Origin of the sequence: Pelomonas candidula (assembly GCF_043555985.1) — a bacterium.
Classification (GTDB): domain Bacteria; phylum Pseudomonadota; class Gammaproteobacteria; order Burkholderiales; family Burkholderiaceae_C; genus Pelomonas; species Pelomonas candidula.
In genome coordinates this window covers 631,667-656,214 of the sequence record NZ_JBIGIC010000001.1, presented here as the reverse complement: position 1 = coordinate 656,214, position 24,548 = coordinate 631,667, and the positions used below count along the sequence as shown (strand labels likewise).

General features: G+C 69.8%; 18 protein-coding genes. 10 read left to right on the top strand and 8 right to left on the bottom strand.

Translation table 11 applies throughout. The features are described from left to right. Nucleotides 1-77 precede the first annotated feature (77 nt). Entirely contained in the window at nt 78-2,828 is a 2,751-nt protein-coding gene (locus ACG04R_RS03135; protein WP_394406404.1) for a polysaccharide deacetylase family protein, read from the top strand. 2 nt (nt 2,829-2,830) lie between these two features. Here the strand turns inward: ACG04R_RS03135 and ACG04R_RS03130 are convergent, their stop codons facing one another. After that, the gene (locus tag ACG04R_RS03130; RefSeq protein WP_394406403.1) at nt 2,831-2,977 is read right to left on the bottom strand and encodes a hypothetical protein; all 147 of its coding nucleotides are present in this window, start codon (nt 2,975-2,977) and stop codon (nt 2,831-2,833) included. Nucleotides 2,978-3,407: 430 nt separating this feature from the next. Between ACG04R_RS03130 and ACG04R_RS03125 the strand changes: the two genes are divergently transcribed. The 4 genes from ACG04R_RS03125 to ACG04R_RS03110 all read left to right on the top strand — a co-directional run bounded on the left by ACG04R_RS03125 (nt 3,408) and on the right by ACG04R_RS03110 (nt 8,305). Further along, nucleotides 3,408-3,656 (top strand): hypothetical protein, encoded by a 249-nt coding sequence (locus tag ACG04R_RS03125; RefSeq protein ID WP_394406402.1) that lies wholly within the window; start codon nt 3,408-3,410, stop codon nt 3,654-3,656. Between the two features lie 52 nt (nt 3,657-3,708). Beyond that, complete coding sequence (locus ACG04R_RS03120; RefSeq protein ID WP_394406401.1) at nt 3,709-5,952, top strand: helicase-related protein; 2,244 nt, start codon at nt 3,709-3,711, stop codon at nt 5,950-5,952. Between the two features lie 149 nt (nt 5,953-6,101). After that, nucleotides 6,102-7,154 (top strand): CrpP-related protein, encoded by a 1,053-nt coding sequence (locus ACG04R_RS03115; protein ID WP_394406400.1) that lies wholly within the window; start codon nt 6,102-6,104, stop codon nt 7,152-7,154. After that, nucleotides 7,151-8,305 (top strand): esterase/lipase family protein, encoded by a 1,155-nt coding sequence (locus ACG04R_RS03110; protein ID WP_394406399.1) that lies wholly within the window; start codon nt 7,151-7,153, stop codon nt 8,303-8,305. Before ACG04R_RS03115 ends, ACG04R_RS03110 begins: the two co-directional genes overlap by 4 nt. An 18-nt stretch (nt 8,306-8,323) precedes the next feature. Here ACG04R_RS03110 and ACG04R_RS03105 read toward each other — a convergent pair whose 3' ends face one another. Continuing rightward, nucleotides 8,324-9,367, bottom strand: coding sequence for an NAD-dependent epimerase/dehydratase family protein (locus tag ACG04R_RS03105; protein WP_394406398.1), 1,044 nt, complete (start codon nt 9,365-9,367; stop codon nt 8,324-8,326). Further along, on the bottom strand, nt 9,364-10,005 hold the full coding sequence (locus ACG04R_RS03100) for a cytochrome c oxidase assembly factor Coa1 family protein (protein WP_394406397.1): 642 nt from the start codon (nt 10,003-10,005) through the stop codon (nt 9,364-9,366). The genes ACG04R_RS03105 and ACG04R_RS03100 overlap by 4 nt, the downstream gene beginning before the upstream one ends. 152 nt (nt 10,006-10,157) lie before the next feature. On the opposite strand from ACG04R_RS03100, the gene ACG04R_RS03095 reads away from it, so the two are divergent. From ACG04R_RS03095 to ACG04R_RS03080, 4 genes are all read left to right on the top strand, one after another. Next, the gene (locus ACG04R_RS03095; protein WP_394406396.1) at nt 10,158-11,579 is read left to right on the top strand and encodes a peptide MFS transporter; all 1,422 of its coding nucleotides are present in this window, start codon (nt 10,158-10,160) and stop codon (nt 11,577-11,579) included. A 103-nt stretch (nt 11,580-11,682) separates the two neighbouring features. Next, a complete protein-coding gene (locus tag ACG04R_RS03090) occupies nt 11,683-14,007 on the top strand; it encodes a methyl-accepting chemotaxis protein (RefSeq protein WP_394406395.1) in 2,325 nt (774 codons plus the stop codon). 43 nt (nt 14,008-14,050) lie between these two features. Further along, the gene (locus ACG04R_RS03085; RefSeq protein ID WP_394406394.1) at nt 14,051-14,719 is read left to right on the top strand and encodes a glutathione S-transferase family protein; all 669 of its coding nucleotides are present in this window, start codon (nt 14,051-14,053) and stop codon (nt 14,717-14,719) included. 10 nt (nt 14,720-14,729) lie between these two features. Continuing rightward, nucleotides 14,730-15,155: a hypothetical protein gene (locus ACG04R_RS03080; protein WP_394406393.1), complete on the top strand. Its 426-nt coding sequence runs from the start codon at nt 14,730-14,732 to the stop codon at nt 15,153-15,155. A 20-nt stretch (nt 15,156-15,175) separates the two neighbouring features. Here ACG04R_RS03080 and ACG04R_RS03075 read toward each other — a convergent pair whose 3' ends face one another. The 5 genes from ACG04R_RS03075 to ACG04R_RS03055 all read right to left on the bottom strand — a co-directional run bounded on the left by ACG04R_RS03075 (nt 15,176) and on the right by ACG04R_RS03055 (nt 22,475). Next, nucleotides 15,176-15,457 (bottom strand): hypothetical protein, encoded by a 282-nt coding sequence (locus ACG04R_RS03075; protein ID WP_394406392.1) that lies wholly within the window; start codon nt 15,455-15,457, stop codon nt 15,176-15,178. Then, nucleotides 15,454-16,458 carry a hypothetical protein gene (locus tag ACG04R_RS03070; RefSeq protein WP_394406391.1) on the bottom strand — a complete coding sequence of 335 codons (1,005 nt, stop codon included), beginning with the start codon at nt 16,456-16,458 and terminating at the stop codon, nt 15,454-15,456. Before ACG04R_RS03070 ends, ACG04R_RS03075 begins: the two co-directional genes overlap by 4 nt. Beyond that, complete coding sequence (locus tag ACG04R_RS03065; protein WP_394406390.1) at nt 16,455-16,979, bottom strand: (2Fe-2S)-binding protein; 525 nt, start codon at nt 16,977-16,979, stop codon at nt 16,455-16,457. Before ACG04R_RS03065 ends, ACG04R_RS03070 begins: the two co-directional genes overlap by 4 nt. Before the next feature lie 604 nt (nt 16,980-17,583). Continuing rightward, nucleotides 17,584-20,406 carry a xanthine dehydrogenase family protein molybdopterin-binding subunit gene (locus ACG04R_RS03060; RefSeq protein ID WP_394406389.1) on the bottom strand — a complete coding sequence of 941 codons (2,823 nt, stop codon included), beginning with the start codon at nt 20,404-20,406 and terminating at the stop codon, nt 17,584-17,586. Nucleotides 20,407-20,471: 65 nt separating this feature from the next. Then, nucleotides 20,472-22,475, bottom strand: a complete 2,004-nt coding sequence (locus ACG04R_RS03055) for a peptidase U32 family protein (RefSeq protein ID WP_394406387.1) — start codon at nt 22,473-22,475, stop codon at nt 20,472-20,474. Between the two features lie 103 nt (nt 22,476-22,578). On the opposite strand from ACG04R_RS03055, the gene ACG04R_RS03050 reads away from it, so the two are divergent. Further along, the gene (locus ACG04R_RS03050; RefSeq protein ID WP_394406385.1) at nt 22,579-24,513 is read left to right on the top strand and encodes a methyl-accepting chemotaxis protein; all 1,935 of its coding nucleotides are present in this window, start codon (nt 22,579-22,581) and stop codon (nt 24,511-24,513) included. The last annotated feature ends 35 nt before the right edge of the window (nt 24,514-24,548 follow it).

The window sequence follows — 24,548 nt, the reverse complement described above, 5'->3', positions numbered from 1 at the left end:
ACTCGAAGTAACGAATGCCGGCAAGCGCGCAGATGACGGGCAGCACAATCACGCCCGTCCTCGGCCCCACCCTGACCATGCCCGTCCTGCGCCACGCCCCGACCGCCCTGCTGCTGACCGCCGCCCTCGCACTGGCCGCCTGCCAGCGCGTCAACGATGTTCCCGCCGCCCTGCCCGCGGCCTCCGCCCCGCAGGACGCCAACGCGACGACGCAGCTGCGCACGCAGGCCGACGGGCTGCTGACGCTGCACCGCCAGATCGTCGTGCTGATGGACGGCGAGGCCGCGCTGCCGGCCGCCCAGCGCCGCGAGGTGCAGGCGCTGGGCCAGCAGCTCTTCCACGAGCTGCTGCAACGCCAGCAGCAGCTGGCCGACGCAGCACTGAAGCCCGAGGCGCTGGACGCGACGACGGCGCTGCTCACACGCATCGAGAGCCTGCCTGACTGGTTCGACGCCGACCGCCTGGCCTTCAAGGAGGTGCTGGCCCAGCTCGCCACGGGGCTCAAGAGCGCCCAGACGCTGGACGGCATCAAGCTCTCGCGCCGTGCACAGGACGACCTCGACACGCTGGCCGAGGTGGAGAAGGCCTACGAGCAGGAGCTGAAGGAGGTGTTCGGCGGCTTCGCCAAGCGCGGCATCGAGCTCAAGCGCGAGAAGTGGGCCGACTACATTGCCAAGCTGAAAAGCCTGCACACGCGCGAGGCCATCATGAAGCAGTACGGCGCGCAGTTGCCGGCTGCCGCCGACCTGGCGCCCGAGCCGCCGGCGTCCGCCGCGTCAGGCGCGATGCGTGGTGTCGCCGCCAAGGACCGCGAGGTCTTCGGCGACAAGCTGCCGCCCAAGACCGTGCTGCTGACCTTCGATGACGGCCCGCACGCGCGCTACACCGACGAGATCCTGGAGATCCTGAAGCGCTACAACGCGCCGGCCGTGTTCTTCGAGCTGGGCCAGAACCTCGGCAAGGTCGGCCCCGACGGCAAGCCGCTGCCGGGCAACGGCAGCGCCGTCGCCAAGCGCGTGCTGGCCGCCGGCCACCAGATCGCCAACCACAGCTTCACGCACGGGCTGATGAGCAAGTTCGAGCTGGTGAAGGTCAAGGAAGAAGCCGCCAACACGGAGGCGCTGCTGGATGCGGCGGGTCGCAACGGCGACGCCTTGTTTCGCTTCCCGTACGGCGCGCGCAACGACGGCGCTCTGAGCACCATCGAGGCACTGAAGCTGCGCTCGATGATGTGGAACGTCGACTCGCTGGACTGGAGCGACCCCATCCCCAAGAGCATCGCCGCGCGCGTGCTGGACGAGCTGGACAAGCAGCAGCGCGGCATCGTGCTGTTCCACGACATCCACGCCCGCACCGTGCAGGCGCTGCCGCTGGTGCTGGCGCAGCTGGCTGCCGACGGCTGGCGCTTCGCGAGCTACCAGAACGGCCAGTTCGTCGTCACCAGCGACAAGACCGCCGCCGCGCCGCCCCCCGCGCCGGGCGAGCTGTACCGCGAGAGCCATGCGCTGGTTATCGGCATCAACAGCTACACGGCCTGGCCCAAGCTGTCGCACGCGGTGCGCGACGCCCAGGCCATGCGCGACACGCTGGTCACGCGCTTCGGCTTCGCGGCCGACCACGTCACGCTGCTGACCGATGCCGACGCCACGCGTGCCAACATCCTGAAGGCGCTGAACGAACGCTTCGGCGACCCCAAGCGCGTCAAGCGCGACGACCGCGTGTTCGTCTTCTTCGCCGGCCACGGCAGCACGCGCCAGCTGCCCAGCGGCCGCGAGGTGGGCTACATCGTGCCGGTGGACGCGGGCCTCAACGACCTGCAGGCCGACGCCATCGCGATGCCGCAGCTGCAGGAGGTGGCCGAGGCCATCACGGCCAAGCACGCGCTGTTCGTCATCGACGCCTGCTACTCGGGGCTGGGCCTGACGCGCGGCGGCAGCGCTGCGGCGGACAGCAACTTCGCCCGCACCAACGCGCGCCGCATCGGCCGCCAGATGATGACCGCCGGCGGCGCCGACCAGCAGGTGGCCGACGACGGCCCCGGCGGCCATTCCGTCTTCACGTGGACGCTGCTGCAGGCGCTGAGCGGCAAGGCCGACCTGAACGGCGACGGCCTCATCACCGCCACCGAGCTGGCCGCCTACGTGGCGCCGGCCGTGTCGGCCATCGCGCACCAGACGCCGGCCTTCGGCAGCCTGCCGGGCAGCGAAGGCGGCGAGTTCGTCTTCGAGCTGCCGCAGTCGGCCGAGCCCGCGCTCAGCGGCGCCGTGGCGCAGCTGGACGACAAGGCCAGCCAGCTCGCGTTGAAGGTCGACGAAGCCAGCACCGCCGGCCGCCAGCCGTCGGCCGCGAGTGGCGCGGCGAGCGCCGTGCAGGTGACGATCAAAGGGCTGGACGGCAAGGACCAGGCGCTGGCCGCGCCGACGGCCCGTGTCGACGCCAGCGCCCGTGTGACCGCCCAACGCGCCAACGACCGCGGCCTGCAGCTCTACCGCGAGCGCCGCTACGACGAGGCCGAGGCCGCGTTCAAGGAGGCTTTGACGTTGCAGCCGAAGTTCGCGCTGGCGGCCAACAACCTCGGCTTCGTGCTGTATCGCCGCGGCAAGTTCAGCGATGCGGCCGGCTGGTTCGAGAAGGCAGTCGACATGGACGCGAGCCGCTCGCTGGCTTGGCTCAACCTGGGCGACGCGCGCCTGCAGGCCGGCGACGACACCAAGGCCATGGCGGCCTACAAGACCTTCCTGGAACTGGCGCCCAAGCATGCGCGGGCGGCGGAGCTGCAGGGGTGGATCGCGAGTCCGTCGGATGCGACGAGGCCGAAGGCCTTGTGATTTCACCTCAACACCAGCACCAAACAAATGGCGCTTGAATCGCCGTTGATGCTCTGCGCCTTGGCAATCGGCGCTGCGCAGGTGCTGGATTGCTGCTTGATTCGATCAGGAAAGCTGCACGCCGCAACAGTCACTGTCTTTTCCATCATCGAATGGATTTGGAGGGCCTTCTGCGTCTACCTGCTTATCACGAAGCGTGACGGTTTCCCGCCTTGGCTTGCCGGAGTCTTTGTGGCGCAACTTGCTGCATGGTTGCTCTACGTACTCGTCCAAACGCAACAGGGACGAGCGGTGGAGACCTTCGAGCTTTCGCGTACAGAGGCTCTGGCGGGAGGGCTCTTCGGCGCTTTCTATGCAGCAGCGGCTTTATTCGCCTGGGTTGGTGCCAGCTCGGTAGGTTGGGGTGAGCCCGCGAACCCCAACGTCGGGCCGGCACGGTTCGGTGGGGTTCACTCCGTTCACCCCAACCTACCCGGGCGCCGCCACGCCGATTTCGCACCCCTGACATCAACCTTCCCCCCACCTGTGTTCCACTCCGGCACGAAGCCCCGTCCGCGTTGATCCTTTCCGGAGATCTCGATGACCTCATCCGCCTCGTCCCCCGCTGCAACGCGACGCGACGTGCTCCGTGACCGGTTGCTACCCACCGTCGACCTGCTCAAGCAGCGGCGCGCGGGCGAGATCCCCGAGGACTACATCGACGACTACGTGGCCTTGCACTGGCTCGAATGGCAGGGCGGCACGCTGCGCCTGACGACGACCGGCGAGAACGTGTGCAAGCACCTCACGACCTTGCTGAACCGCGCCGGCGGGCGATCCCTGCGCTGAGGCTGCCCGGGCCGGCGGGCAGGCGCCGACGCGCCTGTGTTCCACTTCCGCCGTGAATTCCGAAGTCCCTCCGTCCCCCCAAGCCGCCAAGCCGGCCCGGCCGCCCGCACCGGCCTTCCCCCTGCCCCAACCCCGTCACGCCGCGCGCCTGCCGGCAGGTCTCGCGCCCGAAGACTGGGCCCGCATCCGTCAGGCCGCGCACGCGCTGCCCCAGGTGCTGGTGCCGGCCGACCTCGACGACGGCAGCGACGACGCACTGGACCGTCTGGGCTGCATCCAGGTCTCCAAGGCCGCCGGCGGTGGCCGGCCGAGTCGCTGGCTGCTGCCGCAGCACGTCGCCGTCGCCATCGCTCAGCTGGACGCCACGCCACTGGCCAACACGCTGCGCCCGCTGATGCAGCAGCGGCTGCACCAGCTCGAAAGCCTGGGCCTGCGCCGCGAAGGCCTGGTGTTCACGCGGCTGTGCATCCACCCGATCACGCTGGCGCACGCCGGCTGGCGCATCGACCTGTCGCACCGCGTGCCGGTGCCGGAGGAGCCCGTCTGGGCCTTCTTCCGCGACGGCGACCAGGCCGCGCTGCGGCACGCGCTGGGCCAGGCGCCCGAGTATTCGTACACCGCCGAGCTGGCGCTGCACCTGAACCACCTCGTCGCACGCAGCGAGGCCTTCGGCAACGAGGCGCAGCTGGCTTCGCTGCTGCCGCGCCTGCAGGCCGAGTGCGGCGTGCCGATGCCGTTCGGCGACCTGAAGGCCGCGCTGACGCGCGCGCAGGACCGCTGGGAACAGCAGGTCGAGGAGCAGGACACGCTGGCCAGCCTCGGGCGCGAGCTGGCTTTCCAGGGCTACCCGGACAGCTTCGACTCCGCGCGCAAGTTGGGCCGCAAGGTCACGCTGTACCTCGGCCCGCCCAACAGCGGCAAGACGTATGCCGCCTTCGAGCGGCTGGCGCAGGCGCTGGACGGCGCCTACCTCGCGCCGCTGCGGCTGCTGGCGCTGGAAGGCCGCGACCGGCTGGTGGGCCGCGGCGTGCCGTGCTCGCTGCTGACCGGCGAGGAGAACGTGCCGGCGGCGGATGCGCGCGTGGTGTCCAGCACCATCGAGATGGTCAACACGCGCGACGAGATCGACGTGGCCGTCATCGACGAGGCGCAGATGATCTTCGACGACTCGCGCGGCTGGGCGTGGACGCAGGCCATCGTCGGCGTGCCCGCGCGCGAGGTCATCATCATCGCGTCCGCCTACGCGGCGCCCGCCATCGAGCGCCTGCTGCTGCTGTGCGGCGAGAAGCCCGAGATCCGCGTGTTCGAGCGCAAGCAGCAGGTGCAGCTGATGCCTGCGCCGGTGCCGATGACGCACCTGCAGTCGGGCGATGCGGTGGTGGCCTTCAGCCGCCGCGACGTGCTGATGCTGCGCGACCAGATCGCGCAGGACGGCCGCGCCGTCAGCGTCATCTACGGCGCGCTGCCGCCCGAGGTGCGCCGCCGCGAGGCCGAGCGCTTCGCCGTCGGCGCGAGCGACGTGCTGGTGGCCACCGACGCCATCGGCATGGGCCTGAACCTGCCCATCCGCCGCGTGCTGTTCTCGACGCTGACCAAGTTCGACGGCGTCGGCGACCGGGAGCTCTCCGTCAGCGAGGTGCACCAGATCGCCGGCCGCGCGGGCCGCTACGGCATGCACGACGAGGGTTTCGTCAGCGTGCTGAAGGAAGCCGAGGCCGACGCGATGAAGACGCTGCGCCAGTTGCTGCCCAAGGAGCCACGCGCGCCGCGCGACTTCAAGTGCCCGGTGGCGCCGAACTGGCGCCATGTGCACACCATCTCCAAGCGCCTGGGTGAGGACAAGCTGCACGCCGTGCTGAACATCTTCATGCAGCAGCTGCGCCTGGACGACGCCCACTTCGCCGTGGCCGAGCTGGAGCAGATGCTGGAGCTGGCCGAGATGCTGGACCGCAACGCCGGCGCGCTGCCGCTGCAGGAGCGCTTCCGCTACGCGCAGGCGCCGGTGGACTCGCGGCTGCCGATGCTGGTGGAGCAGTACGGCAGCTGGGCCGCCAACCACGCGCGCACCGGCAAGGCCGGCGAGCCCTACTTCCTCGACGACGTCGACCAGCACAGCCGCCTGGACCGCATGGAGCAGGCACTGCGCATCTGCACGCTGTGGCTGTGGCTGGACCTGCGCTTCCCCGGCGTGTTCGGCTACGTGGAGGAGGTCATCGACCTGCGCGGCCGGCTCAACGACGGCATCGAGCGGCAGTTGAAGGGGAAGAAGGCGTTGTGGCAGCGGCGCGGGCGGTGAGCGCCCGGCAGGCGTGCCGCAGGGCCTGGCAGTACATTAGCCGCTTACCGGGGCACGCTGCAGTGACACCGCCCCGCACTGGCTAGCTTGAAGCGCCACCGGCGGAAGCGTCGCCCTTGTCGGGACAAGTCCTTGAGAGGAGTTGTCCCATGTCGTCCCGATCCGATACCCCCATCGCTGATGCGGCTCCGGCTGCCGCCAGCGAGCAGCCGGACAACACGCCCGTTGCGACCGTTTCCGCAGAGCACGCCGAACTGCAGCGCCAAGGCGCCAAGTCGGCAGCGCGCGGCGAGTCGCTGGCGTCGAACCCGATGCTCGATGCCGTCAACCAGCCCGGCGCCACCGGTGAGACCGAGCAGGTGTGGTCCGACCGGCGCGACGCCTGGGAGCGCGGGCACGGCTCGCGGCAGCTGCCCGTGGCGTTGCTGACCCGCCCCGGCACCGCCGCCAACGAGCGCACCCAGGACGAAGCCCTTTTCGGCGTGACACGGGTGCTGACCTTCTCCGGCAACACGGCGCTGACGGCCGCCAGCGGCTTCTTCTTCGAGCGCGATGGCCGGCTTTACCTCGTCACCAGCCGCCATGTGCTGTTCGACGCTCCCACCCAGCATGCGCCGGATCGCATCGAGATCGAGCTTCACACCGACGCCAGTGACCTGACGCAGGTGAGCCGGCTGTCGATCCTGCTGCACCGTGACGGCGTGGCCGTGTGGCGCCAGGCTCAGGACAGCGGCGGCGAGATCGACGTCGCGCTGCTGGAGATCGACCGGGCGGCGATGCCGACCCACTGCGTGGTGTGCGCCTTCGGGCCCCAGCACCTGGCGGTCGGATTCGACCTGTTCGAGGTCGGCGACCGACTCGCCATCCCGGCATTCCCGCTGGGGTTCTTCGACACGGTGCATCACCTGCCCGTCGTGCGGCAGGCCAGCGTCGCCTCCTGCTACGGCATCCGCTTCCAGGGGCTGGGCTACTTTCTGACCGATGGGCGCATGCACCGGGGCTGCAGCGGCTCGCCGGTGCTGACGCGGGTCGACCCGGCCACGCCGGCCCGGCCGCGCTGGTGCCTGCTGGGCGTGCACTCCAGCCGCATGGACATGGCGACGCGCGACGCCGTACTGGACGAATCACTGGGCCTGAACTGCGCCTGGTACGCCGACGTGCTGATGACCCTGACCACCGGCGAGAGCCCTGCCCGACCATGACGCAACCTCTTCTGCAAGCCGCCGACCTGCGCGGTGCCGCGCATCTCACGGCCGACACCGTGGCTGGCCTGGCCAGCCTCGTCGAGGCGATACATACCCGCGTCAGCAGCCTCCCGCAGCAGCCGGGGCCGGGCGCCACCGCGCCGCACGAGCACGGCGCGACACGCAACGCGGACGACAGCGCCGAAGCCCTGCTGGGCTGGCTGGCGCCGGCCCTGGCTGGCCCCGATGCGCGCCAGGCCCCGAGCCCGGAGCGGGAGGCCACGCTGGCGGCGCTCAACGGCGTGCTGGGCGACCATCTCGCGACGACGGACCACCCGCTGGCCATTGCCATGCAATTCCGCCATGCCGGCCGCCCGCTGCCGCTGGAGCGCCATGCGCTGCGCTCGCGCCCGGGCGGAACGACGCCAAAGCTGCTGGTGCTGCTGCACGACCTGTGCCTGAACGACCTCCAATGGCAGCGCGCCGGGCACGACCATGGCGAGGCGCTCGCGCGTGAGCTGGGCTACACGCCTGTCTACCTGCACTACAACAGCGGCCTGAGCGTCTCGACCAACGGCCGAATCCTGGCGCCCTTGATGGAGGGGCTGTACAGCGCCTGGCCGCAGCCGGTCGAACGGCTGGTGATGGTCGGGCACGGCATGGGTGGCCTGGTCGCGCGCAGCGCCATCCATCACGGCCCGCTGATGCAGCGCGGCGGCCTGCGCTGGCCGGGGCGCGTGGACGATCTGGTCTGCCTGGGCACGCCGCACCTCGGCGCGCCGGACCCCACGGGTCATGGCGTGGACCCACTGCTCGGCGGCGCTCTGTACGCGGCCCCGCTGGCCCGGCTGGGCCAGATGCGCAGTGCTGGCATCAACGACTTCCGGCTGGGCAACGTCCTGAAAGGTCCGGCCAGCGACGATGGCACGACTGAAGCCGACCGGATCGGCTTGCCGGGCGGTGCCCGCTGCTTTGCCGTTGCCGCCTGCGTCGGCCCGGCCGGCGGGAGCGCGAAGGCATCGCTGCAGGGCGACGGCCTGGTGCCGGTCACCAGCGCGCTGGGCCTCGGGTTCGAGCCGGAGCACCAGGCCCTGGTGCACGACACGGGCCACCTGGACCTGTTGTCGAGTGCCGAGGTGTACGCCTGGTTGCGCCAGTGGCTGGGCTGACGGGCGCCAGCCGCCGCATCAGCGCGCCGGCCGCCCGGCCGGGGCGTGTGCCAGCGCGATCAAGTCCCGCGCCGACGCCAGGATGGCCTCCCGCGGCGGCCGTGGCACCCAGCCCAGCACGTCGCGCGCATGCGTCGAATCCTGGTGCCGCACGACGCCCAGCTCGCTCGCCGCTGCACGCACGGTCGGGCTGACCTTCGCCAGCAGGCGCACGGCCCAGTCGGGCAATGGCCGCGTCGGCACCCGCCTCGCCTGGTCGCCCAGTTCCTCGCGCAGCAGCGCCGCGGCATCGCGCAGCCACGTGAACCCGCCACAGGCGATGAAGCGTTCGCCGGCCATGCCGGGCGCGTTGAGCGCGCGCCAGTGCAGCTCGGCCACGTCGCGCACGTCCACGACGCCGAAGCCGATGCGCGGCAGGGCGGGCAGCTTGCCCTGCAGCAGGCTTTGCACGAGGAAGACGCTGGCCGAGTAGTCCGCGCTGGCCACCGGGCCCAGCACGACGGACGGGTTCACGGCGCAGAACTCCAGCCCGCCGCCCTCGCGCGCCACCCAGTCGCGCGCGGCGCGCTCGGCGATGGTCTTGGACTGCACATAGGCCGGGATGCCCGGCGTCTCCAGCCGCGTCCAGTCGCGCTCGGTGAAGTGGTGCTCGCCGGGACCGTGGCCGTAGGCGATGGCGGCAACGGACGATGTCATGACGACCCGCCGCGCGCCCGCATCCCGCGCAGCCTTCAGCGCCCGCAGCGCGCCGTCGCGGGCGGGCACGATGAGCTCGTTGGCATCGCGCGGCACGCCGGGCGGCAGCGGCGACGCGAGATGGGCGACGTGGCTGCAGCCGGCCGCGGCCTCGGCCCAGCCGGCGTCGTGCAGCAGGTCGGCCCGGAAGCAGCGCAGCTGTTCGTCACCCGGCGCCACGCCCAGCAGCCCGCGCAGCGCGGGCTCGCGCGCCAGGTCGCGCACGGTGGTGTGGACCTGCCAGCCCGCGGCCAGCAGCTGGCGGATCAGCACGCCGGCGATGTAGCCGGTGCCGCCGGTGACGAGGATGCGTGGCAACGCGGTCACGTGGCGGACTCCACATCGGCGCCATGCGTGTCTGGTACCAGCTCGATGCGCCGCTGCGTGTCGTCTTCCTGGAAGGCCAGACCCTCGATCTTCCATTGCCCCAGCGACTTGCGCGCCGCGACGTAGGCCGTGCCCTTGCCGCGGGGGCCTTCCACGCTGAAGGACAGCTGCGCCGAGCCGTCAGGGCCGGACACCTGGATGCTGCCCATCGGAATGCCGGTCGACATCGGCTGGCCGACGATCTCCACGATGCGCGCGTCTGCGGCGAGGCGGGCCTGCGCCATCTTGTAGGCCTCGGAGTCCTTCAGCAGGCCGAAGACCAGCACGAAGATCAGTGCGAAAACCGCCAGCGAGGCGCCCCACACGATGGCGCCCCACTTAGCCCACTGGCGCTGCGTGGCGTGGAACTGCTCGACGCTTTCCCAGCGCTTGTTGCGCCAGGCCCATTCACTGCCCTTGGCGCCCAGCACGAAGATCCAGATCAGGCCCACGAACGGCACCATCACCAGCAACGCCGCCAGCGTGTTGTTGCCGATGCCCCAGATCCAGTTCAGCAGGAACGCACCCCAGTTCCAGCGCCGGATTTCCGGTGGCACGCGGCTCGCCGGACCTTGGCCCGATGTGTTCTCGACGTCCATTCGATCTCCCCTTGATGCGGCGCATTGCACCAGAACTTGGACGGTGCTCAGCCGACAGGACCATGACCCTCGTCACCCGCGGGCGACTGCGAATTGCCAGCCCGGGCACGGCAGGAGACAGTCGCGGCTTTCGAATCTGACGGGACACCCCCTTGACCTCCGCCACCCTGAAGGCGGCCGCCGACGCCACAAGCGACGCACGCGCCCGCCACGACCGGTCCTTCCTGGGCCACCCTGCCGGCCTCGGCTGGCTGTCCTTCTGCGAGCTGTGGGAGCGCTTCAGCTACTACGGCATGCAGGCGCTGCTGATCCTCTATCTCAGCAACTACCTGTTCATGCCCGAGCATGTCGGCGTCGTGGCCGGCATGGACGGGTTCCGCCGCCTCATCGAAGGCATCACCGGCCCGCGCTCGACGCAGCAGCTGGCCTCCATCGTCTTCGGCCTGTACACCGGCTTCGTCTACCTCACGCCCATCTTCGGCGGGCTGCTGGCCGACCGCGTGCTGGGCCGCACGAAGACGGTCGTCATCGGCGCGCTGCTGATGTCGGCCGGCCACTTCCTGATGGCGCTGGAGGCCGCGCTGCTGCCGGCGCTGGGCTGCCTGCTGCTGGGCGTGGGCTGCTTCAAGGGCAACATCGCCGCGCAGGTAGGCGACCTGTACGCGCCGGGCGACAAGCGCCGCGCCAGCGCCTTCCAGATCTTCATGCTGGCGGTGCAGATCGCCGTCATCGCTGCGCCCATCGTCTGCGGCACGCTGGGCGAGCGCGTGGGCTGGCACTGGGGCTTCGGCGCCGCCGGCGTGGGCATGCTGATCGGCCTGGTGGTCTACCTGTCCGGCCGGCGCTACCTGCCACCCGAGACACCGCGCCAGGCCACCGCCGAGGCGGCGCCGCGCCCGCCCATCGGCCGCCGCGGCGTGCTGCAGGTGGTGCTGCTGGTGGCCATCCTGCCGCTGCTGATGCTGTCCATCGTCGGCAACCAGCAGTTCAACAACGCCTACCCGCAGTGGTCGCAGAAGTTCATGGACATGTCGGTCGGCGGCTTCGAGGTACCCGTGACCTGGCTGCAGGCCGTGGACGCGACGGTGAGCTTCGTGACCATGCTGGGCTCCATCGCCTTCTGGCGCTGGTGGTCCACGCGCCGCCGCGAGCCCGACGAGGTCACGAAGATCGCGCTGGGCTGCTTCGTCGCCGCCGGTGCTCCGGCGCTGCTGCTGATCCCGGCCATGGCCATCGAAGCCGGCGGCGGCAAGATCAGCATCCTGTGGACCTTCGCCTACACGCTGGTCAACGACATCGGCTTCGCCAACATCATGCCGGTAGGCCTGGCGCTGTACTCGCGCGCCGCGCCGCGCGGGCTGCAGGGCGTGATGATCGGCATCTACTACCTGCACCTGTTCTTCGGCAACAGCTTCGTCGGCTGGTTGGCTGGGCTGCTGGACGTGCTGCCGGGTTCGCAGTTCTGGGGTCTGCACGCGGTGCTGGTTGCAGCGGCAGGCGTCGGGCTGCTGGTAGTGAAGCTGCTGTTCGGGCAGTTGCTGGCGCCGGAGGAGACGCCGCCGGCGCCCGCCTGACGCCACCCGGCCATCTCACGTGATTTGGGTCACGGGTCGGATTGCAATCGATGCGCAATTGCCGGGCAGCACTGGCACATTGGCAGACTCTGGGAGGTCATCCATGCGCGCTCAAGAGTTGCTCAACCCCGGCATGTGGGCCGTCCGGCAGCTGCGATTCGGCACCAAGCTGACGCTGCTGTTCATCCTGGCGGCCGTACCGCTCGTGAGCATCGTCACCATGATGCTGCTGCGCAACCAGGACGACCTGCGCCTCACGGCAACCGAGCTGGAGGGCATTGGCTGGATCGAGCAGTCCAACACGCTGACGCGGGCCCTGCAGTCCCACCGGGGCCTGACGAACATGATGCTGTTGGGTGACGACTCGCTGGCGGCGCGCCGCGATGCCGTGCGCGCCGAACTCGACAAGGCCATCGTGGCCCTGGATGCCTCCATGCAGGCGGCCGGTGCCGACGCGCCGCCCGCCTGGCCCGCGCTGCGCGACCGGCTGCGTCAGCTGTACGGCAAGCTCGAGGGCCAGCCCGTGGGCGCGGCCTTCAGCCTGCACAGCGAGCTGGTGGAGGAGCTGTCACGGCTGACCTACGAGCTGGCGGAACGCTCCGACCTGCTCTACGACCCCGACCCGCTGACCTACCTGCTGATGGACATGGCCGTGATGCGGCTGCCGAGCTGGCGCGACCAGCTGGGCCTCGTGCGGGGGCGCGGCGCCACTGTCCTCAGCTCGCCGGGCGCCGACGGCGCCGACATCGCCACCATGGGGCTGCTGGTCGACGAGCTCGCCTCCGACACGCGCACCGTGCGGCAAGGCCAGCGCATCCTGGCCGAGAAGGGTTTCACCACGCCCACCTTCGACAAGGCCGTCGCGGCGGTGGACCAGCTGGTGCAGGACCACCGCCAGCGCTTCAAGACCGGCATGCGCACCGACGAGGCCGAGCGCTACTTCGCCGACACGGGTGCCGTCGTCGAGGTGCTGGGCGCCTACCAGCACGACGTCAACACCGCCATGCGCGAGACGCTGCAGGCCCGGCGCGGCGAACTGGTGCGCAAGGCCTGGCTGGTCGCCGGCGGCTCGGGCCTGGTGATGCTGCTGTTCACCTACCTGATGCTGGCCTTCCAGGTCAGCTTCCTGGCCGACCTGCGCCAGGTGCTGCGTTTCATGGAGAGCACGGCCGAAGGCAACCTGCAGCACCTGGTGCGCTTCCGCGGCCGCGACGAGCTGTCCGACATGTCCGGCGCCATGGCCGTGATGGTTCACAACATCGCCTTCATGGTGGCCACGGTGCGCAGCAACGCAGCCCTGCTGTCGGGCTCGGGAGACCAGCTGGTGCAGGGCAACCAGGCGCTGTCGGAGCGCACCGAGCAGCAGGCCGCCAACCTGGAAGAGACCTCGGCCAGCGTGCAGGAGCTGGCCTCCACCGTGCAGGTCAACGCCGAGGCCGCGCAATCCTCCGACGCTTCGGCCCAGCAGGTGCGCGAGACGGCCGAGCAGGGGGCTGCGGGCATGAAGGACGCCATTGCCTCCATCGAGGCCATCGCCGCCGGCGCCAAGCGCATGGACGAGATCGTCGGCGTCATCGACTCGCTGGCCTTCCAGACCAACATCCTGGCGCTCAACGCCGCTGTCGAGGCGGCCCGCGCGGGCGAGGCCGGCCGCGGCTTCGCGGTCGTGGCGTCGGAGGTACGCACGCTGGCCCAGCGCTCGGCCGCATCGGCCAAGGAGATCCGCCAGCTCATCACCAGCTCCTCGGACCAGGTCAACGCCGGCGTGGGGCTCATCCGCACCGCCGGCAACCGCATCGAGGCCATCGCCGGCGGCGTCCGTGCAGTGGCCCAGCACATGTCGCAGATCTCCGCGTCCAGCGCCGAGCAAAGTGCCAGCCTCACCGAGATCACCACCGCCATCCGCCAGCTCGACACGCTGACGCAACGCAACGGCGCCATGGTGGAGCAGGCCGTGGCCCAGGCCAACGACCTGCAGAACCGCGCCCAGCTGCTGACCGAGTCGGTGGCCGTGTTCAAGCTGCCCCAGGGCACGGCCGACGAGGCCCGCGCGCTGGTGGACCGCACGCTGGCCCTGCACCGCGAGGGCGGCGGGCGCGAGGCGCTGCTGCGCCGCATCAACGCACCCGACAGCGGCCTGTTCGACCGCGACATGTACGTCTTCGCCCTCGATGCCGACGGCCGCTACCTGGGCTTTGCCGGCAACCCCGCCCGCGTGGGCCAGCGCGTGCAGGACGTGGCGGGCGCGGCCGGCGCCGGGCTGGTGCGGGCCATCATCGAACAGGCCGATGCAGGCCCGGGCTGGGTGCAATACACCATGCCGCATCCGCAGACCCAGAAGCCGCAGGAGAAGATGTCCTACGTGGTCAAGGCCGGTGACCTGTACGTGGGCTGCGGCGTCTACAAGAGTTCCATGATGGCGCTCTGACTGCCACGGCACCGGGCGGTGGTCCGTCCCTAAACTCACGGCCATGATCACCGTCCACCACCTCAACAACTCCCGCTCGCAGCGCGTGCTCTGGCTGCTCGAAGAGCTGGGCCTGCCCTACGAGATCAAGCACTACCAGCGCGATGCCAAGACCTCGCTGGCACCGCCCGAGCTCAAGGCCGTGCATCCGCTGGGCAAGAGCCCGGTCATCACCGACGGCGGGCTGACGGTGGCCGAGAGCGGCGCCATCCTGGAGTACCTGGTGGAGAAGTACGGCCAGGGCCGGCTCAAGCCGACGGGCGAGCAGGACCTGCTGCACTACCGCTACTTCATGCACTTCGCCGAAGGCTCGGCGATGCCGCCGCTGCTGATGAAGCTGATCTTCAACAAGATCAAGCGCGCACCCATGCCCTTCTTCGTGAAGCCCATCGCCAAGGGCATCGCCGACAAGGTGCTGACCAGCTTCGTGCAGCCCAACATCGACGCGCAGTTGAAGTTTCTCGAAGCCGAACTGGCCGCGCGGCCGTGGTTTGCCGGTGCGGAGATGTCGGCCGCGGACGTGCAGATGAGCTTCCCGCTGGAAGCCGCCGCGGCGCGCGGTGGGGCGATGGACGGCTACCCGAAGATCAAGGCGTTTCTGGAGCGCATCCACGCGCGGCCGGCGTACAAGAAGGCGCTGGAGCGGGGCGGGCCGTATGACTTGATGAGCTGAGACGTAGCCGGTGCAGTTGCCCTTTTTGTTGACCTGTTCCGAGCCCGCCGTCGGGTTATACGAGCTTGCTGACGGCAGGTTTCAGCTGATCAAGCAGGGGCCTATCGCTCCGCTAATGACCGGCTATCGCCATCTGCTTGTCGAATCCAGTCTTGCCGAATTTCTGCAATGTCTTCCGATAGAACGCGTACGCTACGAGCCAGCGGTGCTCGTCAATCGCGGAACGGGCGAGGAGCATAGAACGCACTCCCGCATCGTCGTCAGCCAGTTTTTCAGGCCAGACGATTTACGGGATATCCCCCTCGAAGGCATGCGCATCCTGACGATGAACGACGAATACTTCTTCGTCACCGCCGAGCTGAAGAACGCGCTCGAGGCCAGTCCGTTCCAGTACCTGCAGTTCAGCGAAGGTCTCAGCAACTTTGCAGCAGGATAGCGACTTGACGAGCTAAGACGCTAGCGGACAAGCGTCTCGTCGAGCCAGCTCGCGAGGACGGCGAGTTCGTCGGCCTGGTCGAAGGTGTGCGACCGTTGTTCGTGCAACTGCCTGCCTGTGCAATCGGGCGGGTATTCCCACATATCCATCCAGCCGTCGCGATGGTCGCTGACGACCTCGAACCCGCGCTGGCCGTGGCTGAAGCGCGCTCGCCAGTTGCCAAAGAAGTGGGCGTGATGCTCAAACGCCTGCATGACGCAGCCTCTAGACTGCAGCACCTCGGCGACCACCGCCTCGTTCACCGCCGCGCGTCCTTGCGGCCGTACTCCACCACCCTGCACCCCGCCCCCTTCGGGTCCTTGCAGCACGCCGCCAGCTTCTTCAGGCTCTCGCTGAACTGCTCGTCCCACTGCGCGCGGCTGTGCAGGTTGCCGGGGCTCATCCAGTGCGACTGCGGGTACTTCTTCGACCACTCGTCACCGCCCTCCTGAACCGCGTTGCCGGTGGACTGCTGCATTGCCACATTGCATGAGTTCATGTTGCCCATGCGGTGGCAGGCCGTGCAGGTGTTGCCGCGCGTCGTGATGCCAAAGGCGTGCAGCGTGGCCCAGGCCCGCTTGAAGTCTTCGCCGATGGCCTTGGGCTCGTAGAAGCCGAAGGGGTCGCCGGGCAGCTGCGTCGTCTGCGCGATGTAGGGCGAATACATGAACGGCCCGCTGTCGTGGCAGTGGATGCAGGCCGGCTTGCTGGTGGCCACCTGCTGCGGCGTCTGCCAGACCTTGTCGGGCGGCAGGGGCTGCAGGCCCTCAGGGCTCGAAGGCTGGGGCTTGCGCGTCAGCGTGCTGGGCGACGGCACCCAGCGGCCGTCGATGCCACTGGCCGGCGTGGACGGTGGCGGCGGGGTGACCTTGGCGGTGAACCAGCAGGTCTTGCCGTTCTTCAGGCTGTGCGAGACGACGTTGATCTCGTCGAACCACGGGCTGCCGGCCGGCCGCGGCAGCTGCTTGCGGCAGATGGCGCTGATCTGCGCCGTCTTGTCGTCGCGCAGCACCAGTGCGCGGCTGCCCGGCACGCATTGGCTGACGGCGTCAGGCTGGTGCAGCAGCGACGGACGGTCGCAGCGCTCCGGCGCGGTGTCGGCCCGGACGGGCTTGCCGTCGACGGTGATGGGGATCTCCTGCCCGGCCATGCAGCTGAACGCGGGAATCTCGGTGACCTGTTCAGCGCACTGGCGGCCGTACTCGAACAGCGTTTCGGCCTGGGCGGTGCCGGCCAGCAGCAGCAAGAGGAGGGCGCGTGTCATGCGGTCACCAGCCCTTTCTCCGCCAGCACGACGGCACGGATGGCCTGGTGGTAGCGGGCATAGCCGGTGCAGCGGCAGATGTGCTGGCCGACGGCGTCCTCGATGGCCGCGTCGATCTGCTCGCGCGCAATCGGCTGCACGCGCAGGCGCTCGACGAGCATTTCCGTCGCCATGACGAAGCCGGGCGTGCAGTAGCCGCACTGGAAGGCGAAGTGGTCGAGGAAGGCCTGCTGGATGGCACTCGGTTTTTCCGGGCTGCCAGTGCCTTCCACCGTCGTGATGGACTGGCCCTGCAGCAGCGCCACCGGCGTGGAGCAGGCGAGCATCGGTTGCGCCTGGCTGGTGGGCACGCGGCGCGCGGCGACGGTGCAGGCCTTGCAGACACCGATGCCGCAGCACAGGCGGGTGCCGGAGAGGCGCAGTTCTTCCTGCAGGAAGTCGACGAGGGGGAGGTCGGTGGGGACCTGGGCGTCGACGGGTTTGCCGTTGACGTGGAATTGGACTTTGACGAGGTCGGTCATTCGGAGGCCTCTCGTTGGGGTTGGTTTTTGCCGAGAGTGGTGCCGGGATTTCGGCCCGGCGGCCGACCTACTTTCTGGACCGCCAGAAAGTAGGCAAAGAGCTCCCCCCGACCGCACCGCCCACCGCTGCGCGGCGGGTTCCCTGCGGTACTCAGACCCGAGGCCCCGCGCCGAACTCGCGCCGCTACGCTCTGCTCAAACAGGCGGCGCGAGTCAGTTGACGAGGCGTGCTGCGCACGCGGGCCTCGGGTCTTCCGTTCCTCGGCGGTGCTAAAGGGGGCATACCCAACAGCCGGCACCAGCCGGCCTCCTGGTTTGGCTGTTGGCTGTTTGGCTGTTCCATCACTCCCCTTTGGAGGAGCCGAGAAGCACAGCGGCCCGAGGCGCGCGCGCAGCGCGCTGCGTGGACTGACTTCGCGCAGCTGCCTGAGCGCAGCGTAGCGAAGCGAGTTCTGCGCGAGCATCGGGTCGCGAGCATCGCAGGGAACCCCTCGCGCAGCGAGGGGCGACGGAGCAGGGGCGACTTTTTGCCTTCTTTTTGGTCGCTCAAAAAGAAGGTCGCCCGCCGGGGCGAATTCCCGGCTGGGCGCAGGCACGAAGCCACTCATCCGAAGGCCCTCCCGATGTCAGCCGCCGTGATCGGCAACGCCCGAAACCGCTTTCCCGTGGCGTGCGCGATCGCATTCCCGATCGCCGGTGCAATCGGGCACAGCACGGCCTCAGCAATGCCCTTGGCCGTCGGCTCATCGGAAGGCAGTGTCGTGATGTTCAACCGTCCCAGCGGCACATCGCCCGACAACGCCACGTGATACCGGTCCAGGTTCCAGCGCCCGTCGCCCGCTCCGCCCGCCTCCAGCGGCAGGTTCTCCAGCAGCGCGTAGCCGATGCCCATCGCCACGCCGCCCTGGGCCTGGCCCAGCAGCAGGTCGGGCTGCAGCACCTTGCCGGCATCCACCATCAGCTCGACGGCGACGACGCGCGGCTCGAAGTGCTCGGGCCCGATCTCCACGGCCACCAGCACGCCCGACGGCGCGTACAGGCTGCGGCCGTACAGCCCAGCCTCGGGCCTGGGTGGCACCACGTCCTGCCGCAGCACCGAGGTCCACGCCGACGTGCCGCCCGCGCGCAGCGACAGGCCGTCGATGGGCAGCTTGAGCGCCGGCCCCGTGGGCACGGCGTAGGTGGCCGACACCCAGGCCGCTTCGTACAGGCCATGAACCATGGCCGCGGTCGTCAGCCCGGCTTCCTGGACCTTGGCGGCCAGCGCGGCCAGATGCAAGGCCTTGAACCCCGGCGCCTCCAGATGACCACCGACCCAGCGCGTCTTGCCGCTGACCTGCGCCAGCGGCACGCCCCAGAGCGCCGCCGCCGCCGGCAGCAGGCCGGCCTCGAACAGCACGCGGCTGGCCTGCTCGGTCACGTGGACCTGGTGGAAGGCCGTGAGACACGCGCTGCTGGACATCGAGAACGCGGCCGTCCAGCGCGGGTCGTTCCAGTTGCCCTTGGGATCACTGTTCAGGTCCAGCGCGTTGAAGCTGCCGACATCGCCCATGACGACGTCGTGCGCGTTGCGGCCCAGCCAGCCGGCGGTGGAGATGGCCAGCGTCGTGGCCGAGCCGTTGCCCATGTCCACGCAGTTGGTGCGCACAGTCAGCCGCCCGTCCGGCGCCAGCGCCACCTCGGCCATGACGCCGTCCTTGCCGGTGCCATAAGCCTGATTGGCGAGCGCGAAGCCGACGCCGTAGCGGATGCCCTCGCGCGCCTTGCGCGCCTTCACCGCCTCGCGGTCGCGCCACAGCGCGTGCCCGCGCGCACGGCGGCAGATCTCGTGCAACCGCATGGTCTGCTCCAGCGGCGCGCCGGTGATGGTGCGGTCGCCCTCGCGCAGCGCGTTGAGTTCGCGCAGCTCGATGGGGTCGCGCTTCAGCGCCACGGCCACCTCGTCCACCAGCGTCTCGACGGCAAAGCTCGCCTGCGGCCCGCCGAAGCCGCGCATGGAGCCGGCCACGACGCCGGTGCTCGGCTGCGCGATGGCGTCGACGTAGGCCTGCCTGATGTCGTAGCCGCTGAGGCCGCAGTAGGCCGCCAGCATCGCGACGAACTGGCTGTAGTTGTTCTGGCCGCCGGAAGGCAGCACCTGCTTGCTCGCGAAGGCGAGGAACTTGCCGGTCTTCGCGTCGACGGCAATGCGCTGCGTGATGTTGCTGGCGAGCTGCTTCAGGCCGCCCTGGAACTGCTCGTAGCGGTCCTGCGCGATGCGCACGGGTCCGTCCGCCAGCGCGGCCGTGACGGCCAGCAGCGGCGGGAAGGTGGACACGTCACGCCCGCCGAAGCCGCCACCGGGGTAGCAGGAGTTCAGCACCACGGTCTTGACCGCTATGGGGCAGTCCTTGCTGAACATCGTCCAGCTGTCGCTCGCATCGCCGTTGGTGGCCTGGGTGCCGAGCACGAGGTTCAGCGTGCCGGTGCCGGAACGGTCCAGCCAGGCCAGGCCCGCCTCGGGCTCCATGAACATCGGGTCCAGCACCTGCGTGCTGTAGCTGCCGCCGAGCTGGAGCACGTGTGGGTCGCTCGCCTGCAAGGTGGCGTTGATGCGCAGGCGCAGCTCGCGGGCCGTGCTGTTGAAGGGCTGGCTGGAGGAGTCGGGCTGGTAGGGGTCGGACGCGTAGCCCACCTGCACCTGCGAGAACGGCTTGAGGCCGGGTGCGTCGTAGCGCGTCAAGTAGTTGACCGGGCTGTAGGCCATGACCCACGGTTGCTTCGGCGCCGGAGCCGGTCCGCCCGTCAGCACGACGTCGGGCTGGAACTGCAATGCGCGCTTGGCGCGGCGGTAGGTGTTGGCGTCGGCAAAGATCAGGATGGCCACCGGCTGGCCGTAGAACTGCGGCGCCTGGCCCACCGGCACCAGCAGCTGGCTGACGCCGTCGGCACCCGCGCTGGAGAACGGCAGCGTCAGGTTCAGCGAGGCCAGGTCGCGCTGCGACCCGGTGTAGTCGCCCAGCGGCGTCTGCGTGATGACGAGCAGCGGCTCGGCCTTGGCCTCGGTGAGCCGCTTGAGGTCCAGCCCCGTGAACGCGAGGTTGGGCGTCGTCGCGCGCAGGATCATGGCCATGCGCTCGGTGGTGGGCCAGCCGGGCATGTCGGCGGCGCGGAAGTCGCGGGCGTAGATCTTCTGGCCCGTCACCTTGGCCAGGCCGTCGATGCGGAAACGCGCCTTGCCGGGGCCGCCGGACCAGTCCGGCGCGCCGGGCGGCATGTGCGGCTGCGTGGGCGTGCCCTCGGGCTGCGGGCGGGCGCCGGTCAGGCGGGGCGTGGGCGGCTTGAAGGCCAGCGCCAGGTCGTGCACCAGCAGCGTCACGGCGGCGGCACCGCTGCCGATGACGCGGCGCCGCGTCAGCTGGAATGGCCCGTTCGGGGTCTGCGACACACCGGTCTCCCTCTGTTCGATTTGGAGCGCGAGTGTGTCACCGCGCCGGCGCGGCGGTCAGAGGATCAGACCGGATTCGGGTCGGGATTTGCCCGCGCTGCGGGCCGCGTCTTGTAGAACGTCATCGGCTCGGCCTTCAATGCTTTCAGCACGTTCTTGCGCATCGCGCCGACGACGTGCATCTCGCAGGGCTTGCAGTCGAAGCGCAGCGTCAGCGTGTCCTCGCCGTGCGTCAGCGTCAGCGGCTCGGCGCGCACGGTGCCCTGCACACCGGTCACGCCCTTGGCCTGCTTGGGGCACAGGCTCAGGCTCCAGCGCACACAGTGCTTGGTGATCATCAGCGGCACCTCGCCCAGCTCCTCGTGGCTCTCGTAGGCGGCACCGATGACCTTGACGCCATGGCGGGCGTAGAACGCGGCGGCCCGTGTGTTGTAGACGTTGGCGAGGTAGGTCAGCGTGTCGTCGGGGTAGGGCGCCGGTGGCTCGTCGGGCGTGGCGCGCGGCAGGCGCTCGAACGCGGCGTCACGGGCGGCCTCCAGCGCGGCCACGGCATCGCGGCGCAGCGCGTTGAGCTTGCTGGCCGGCAGGAACAGCGGCTCGCCGCGCATCGCCAGCCGCACGCGGCGGGCCTCGAAGATCGTGTCGCCCAGCTTGGCGAGCGCGTCCTTCATCTGCGCGTCGGCTTGGCTTGAGTCGCGTGCGGGTTCGTGCGCGTGCGGCAGCCGCACCGACGCCTTCACGCCGGTCTCGTCCTTCAGCGTCAGCTCGAAGCCGTCGTTCACCTGCGCCAGCGTCACGTCCACGGCGATGCGACGCTCGGCGCTGGGCTTGGCGAGCAGCCGCTCCCAGGCCATGTCGCGGTTGCGGCTGACGGCCGTGCCGGGGAACAGATCCTTCAGGTCGGCAAAAGATTGACCCTTGGACAGGTTCGGCTCGATGCGCCAGCGTGTGCCGCCGATGGGCGTCGCGACGTTGACCGGCACGCCCTGCAGCTCGCCCTGGCGATCCCACCAGGTCAACGCGTCGCCGTTGTTGACGACCTTGACCGCGTCGCCGGTGTCGAGTTCGAAGTCCTCGGTGCCGACGCGCACGATGTCGCCCAGCGGCAGGCCGGCGTGCTTGGGGCTGTCGAAGGCGCCGATGTCGATCTTGCGGCCGTTGACAAAGTAGTCGGTGCCGCCGCGGTTGAAGGCCTGCTCGGGCTCGGGCGCGAACGTGAAGCTGCAGCGGCCGTGGCCGGTGGAGGCCAGCTCGGGCCGGCGTTCCATGATCGCGTCCAGCAGCGTGCGGTAATGGGCCGTCACGTTCTTGACGGTGGCCATGTCCTTGTAGCGGCCCTCGATCTTGAAGCTGCGGATGCCGGCGTCGATGAGCGCCTCGAGGTTGGCACTCTGGTCGTTGTCCTTCAGGCTCAGCACATGCTTGTCGTGCGCGACGACGCGGCCCTTCGTGTCGGTCACCGTGTACGGCAGCCGGCATTCCTGGCTGCAGTTGCCGCGGTTGGCGCTGCGGCCCGTGTGGGCATGGCTGATGAAGCACTGGCCGCTGTAGGCCACGCACAGCGCGCCGTGCACGAAGAACTCCAGCGTCGCGTGCTGCACCTGCTCGCGGATGGCGATGATCTGCTTCAGGTCCAGCTCGCGGGCCAGCACCATCTGCGAGAAGCCCACGTCCTGCAGGAAACGCGCCTTCTCGGGCGTGCGGATGTCGGTCTGCGTGCTGGCGTGCAGCTGGATGGGCGGCAGGTCCAGCTCCAGCAGGCCCATGTCCTGCACGATGAGGGCGTCCACGCCCGCCTCAAACAGCTGCCAGGCCTGCTGGCGTGCGCCATCCAGCTCGTCGTCTCGCAGGATGGTGTTCATCGTGACGAAGATGCGCGCGTTGAAACGGTGCGCGTGCTTCACGAGCCGGGCGATGTCGCCGATCTCGTTGGGTGCCTTGTCCCGCGCGCCGAAGCCGGGGCCGCCGATGTAGACGGCGTCCGCGCCGTGGTTGACGGCCTCGATGCCGATGTCGGCGTCGCGGGCGGGGGCGAGAAGTTCTACACGGATACAGGACTTGTCGAGCATGCCGGATTCTAGAAAACCGCCGCGACAGGCCCCGCGTTTGTTTCAGCGCAAGACCCTCACATCTCGCCCGGCTAACCTTTGTTCTCCACTGCGGGAGAGGCCGATGAGAGGCTGGATCGAGCGACTGAGCGTACGCGCCAAGCTGAGTTGGGTGGCACTGCTGTGCACCCTGGCGACCGGCATTCCAACGGGGCTGTTCCTGCACCGGGCCATGCTGTCGCAGGCGCAGATGAGCAGGGAAGTTCATGCGCTGCCCGCCATCACGCTGGCTTTGAAGCTCACACGGCTGACGGCGCAGCACCGCGGGCTGGCCAACAGCCAGCTCAACGGCGACGCGTCGGCCGAGTCCAAGCGCAGCGCCGTCTGGACCGAGCTGCTGGCGTTGAAGGCACCCAGCCTCGCTGCGACCGAAGCGGCGCTGAACCCTGCACTCACGCAGGATCTGCAGGCCTATTGGCGCGCCCAGGAACAGCTGGCTGCCGATGTCGGCAGCCGCGCCACCAACGCGGCCGACAGCTTCCGCCGCCACACCGAGCTGATCGACACCCGGCTGGCCTGGATCTACGAAGCTTCGGTCACGTCCGAGCTGGTGCTGCATCCGTTCTCCAACGGCTATTTCCTGCAGGATGCCGCCCTGCAGCATCTGCCGCACAGCGCCGAACTGCTGGGCCGCCTGCGCGGCGCCGGCATGGGCATGCTGGCCAAGGGCGAGCTGGCACCGGCGGACCGGCAACGGCTGGCCGTGCTGGTGGAACGCGCGATGGCCGATCAGGCCAACGCACGGCGTGCGCTGTCGCATGTGACGCTGGAAAACACCGACCAGCAGCGGCTGAAGTCGCTCGCCGAGCAACTGGACAGCCGCCTCGCCGACGCACGGCAGTTGGCGCTGAAGGGCGTCATCGAGCCGGACACGCCACAGATCAAGCCCACGGACTGGTGGGCCGCCACGACGGCGGCCATCGATGCGCAGTACGCGCTCGGCGACGCCGCCACAACGGCGCTGCAGCAGGATCTCGAGCGGCAACTGGCCAGTGACCGCCGGCTGCTCGTCGGCGGCGCCATGCTCTGCCTGCTGCTCGCCGCGCTGGGCGGCTGGCTGTTGTGGACCATCGCGCGCCAGACCTCGCGCTCGATGAACCGGGCGCTGGGCATCGCGCAGGCCGTCGCCGACGGCGACCTGTCCCACAGTGCCGACGTGGACCGGCAGTCGCGCGACGAGGGCGAGCGCCTCACGGTGGCCCTGCAGGACATGGCGGTCCGGCTCAGCGAGGTGGTCGGCACGGTGCGCAGCCGCGCCGACGAGGTGGCCACCGCCAGCCAGGAGATCGCCTCGGGCAGCGCCGACCTGTCCTCGCGCACCGAAACGCAGGCCGCCGCTCTGGAGCAGACCACGGCGTCCGTCGACACGGTGCGGCAAGGCCTGGAACACGGCGCGCGGCAGTCCGGCCACGCGGCCGAGCTGGCGACCGAGGTGCGCCAGCTGGCCGAGTCCGGCGGCAGCCTGGTGGGCACGCTGGCCAGCACGCTGCGCGACATCCAGACCAGCTCGCAGAAGATCGCCGACATCATCGGCACCATCGACGGCATCGCCTTCCAGACCAACATCCTGGCGCTGAACGCCGCCGTCGAAGCCGCCCGCGCGGGCGAGCACGGCCGCGGCTTCGCCGTGGTGGCCGGCGAGGTGCGGGCGCTGGCCCAACGCGCCGGCACGTCGGCGCGCGAGATCCGCAGCCTCATCGGCAGCAGCGTGGAGCGCATCGGCACCGGCCATGCGCAGGGCGAAGAGGCCGCCATGCTGATGCAGCGCGTGGTGGGGGCCGTGGGCCGCGTGGCGGGCGTGATCGGCGAGCTCAGCACGCTGTCGCGTGACCAGCACCTCAGCATGGACGAGGTCGGCGTGGCCATCCACCAGATGGACGACACGACCCAGCAGAACGCCGCCCTCGTGGAAGAGAGTGCCGCCGCCGCCGAGAGCCTGCAGCGCCAGGCCCAGGCGCTGCGCGAGCTGATGGCCCGGTTCCGCACGGCGGCGCCGTGACGAGCGGCATGGCGGCGGCGGCCGGGTAGCGTCGC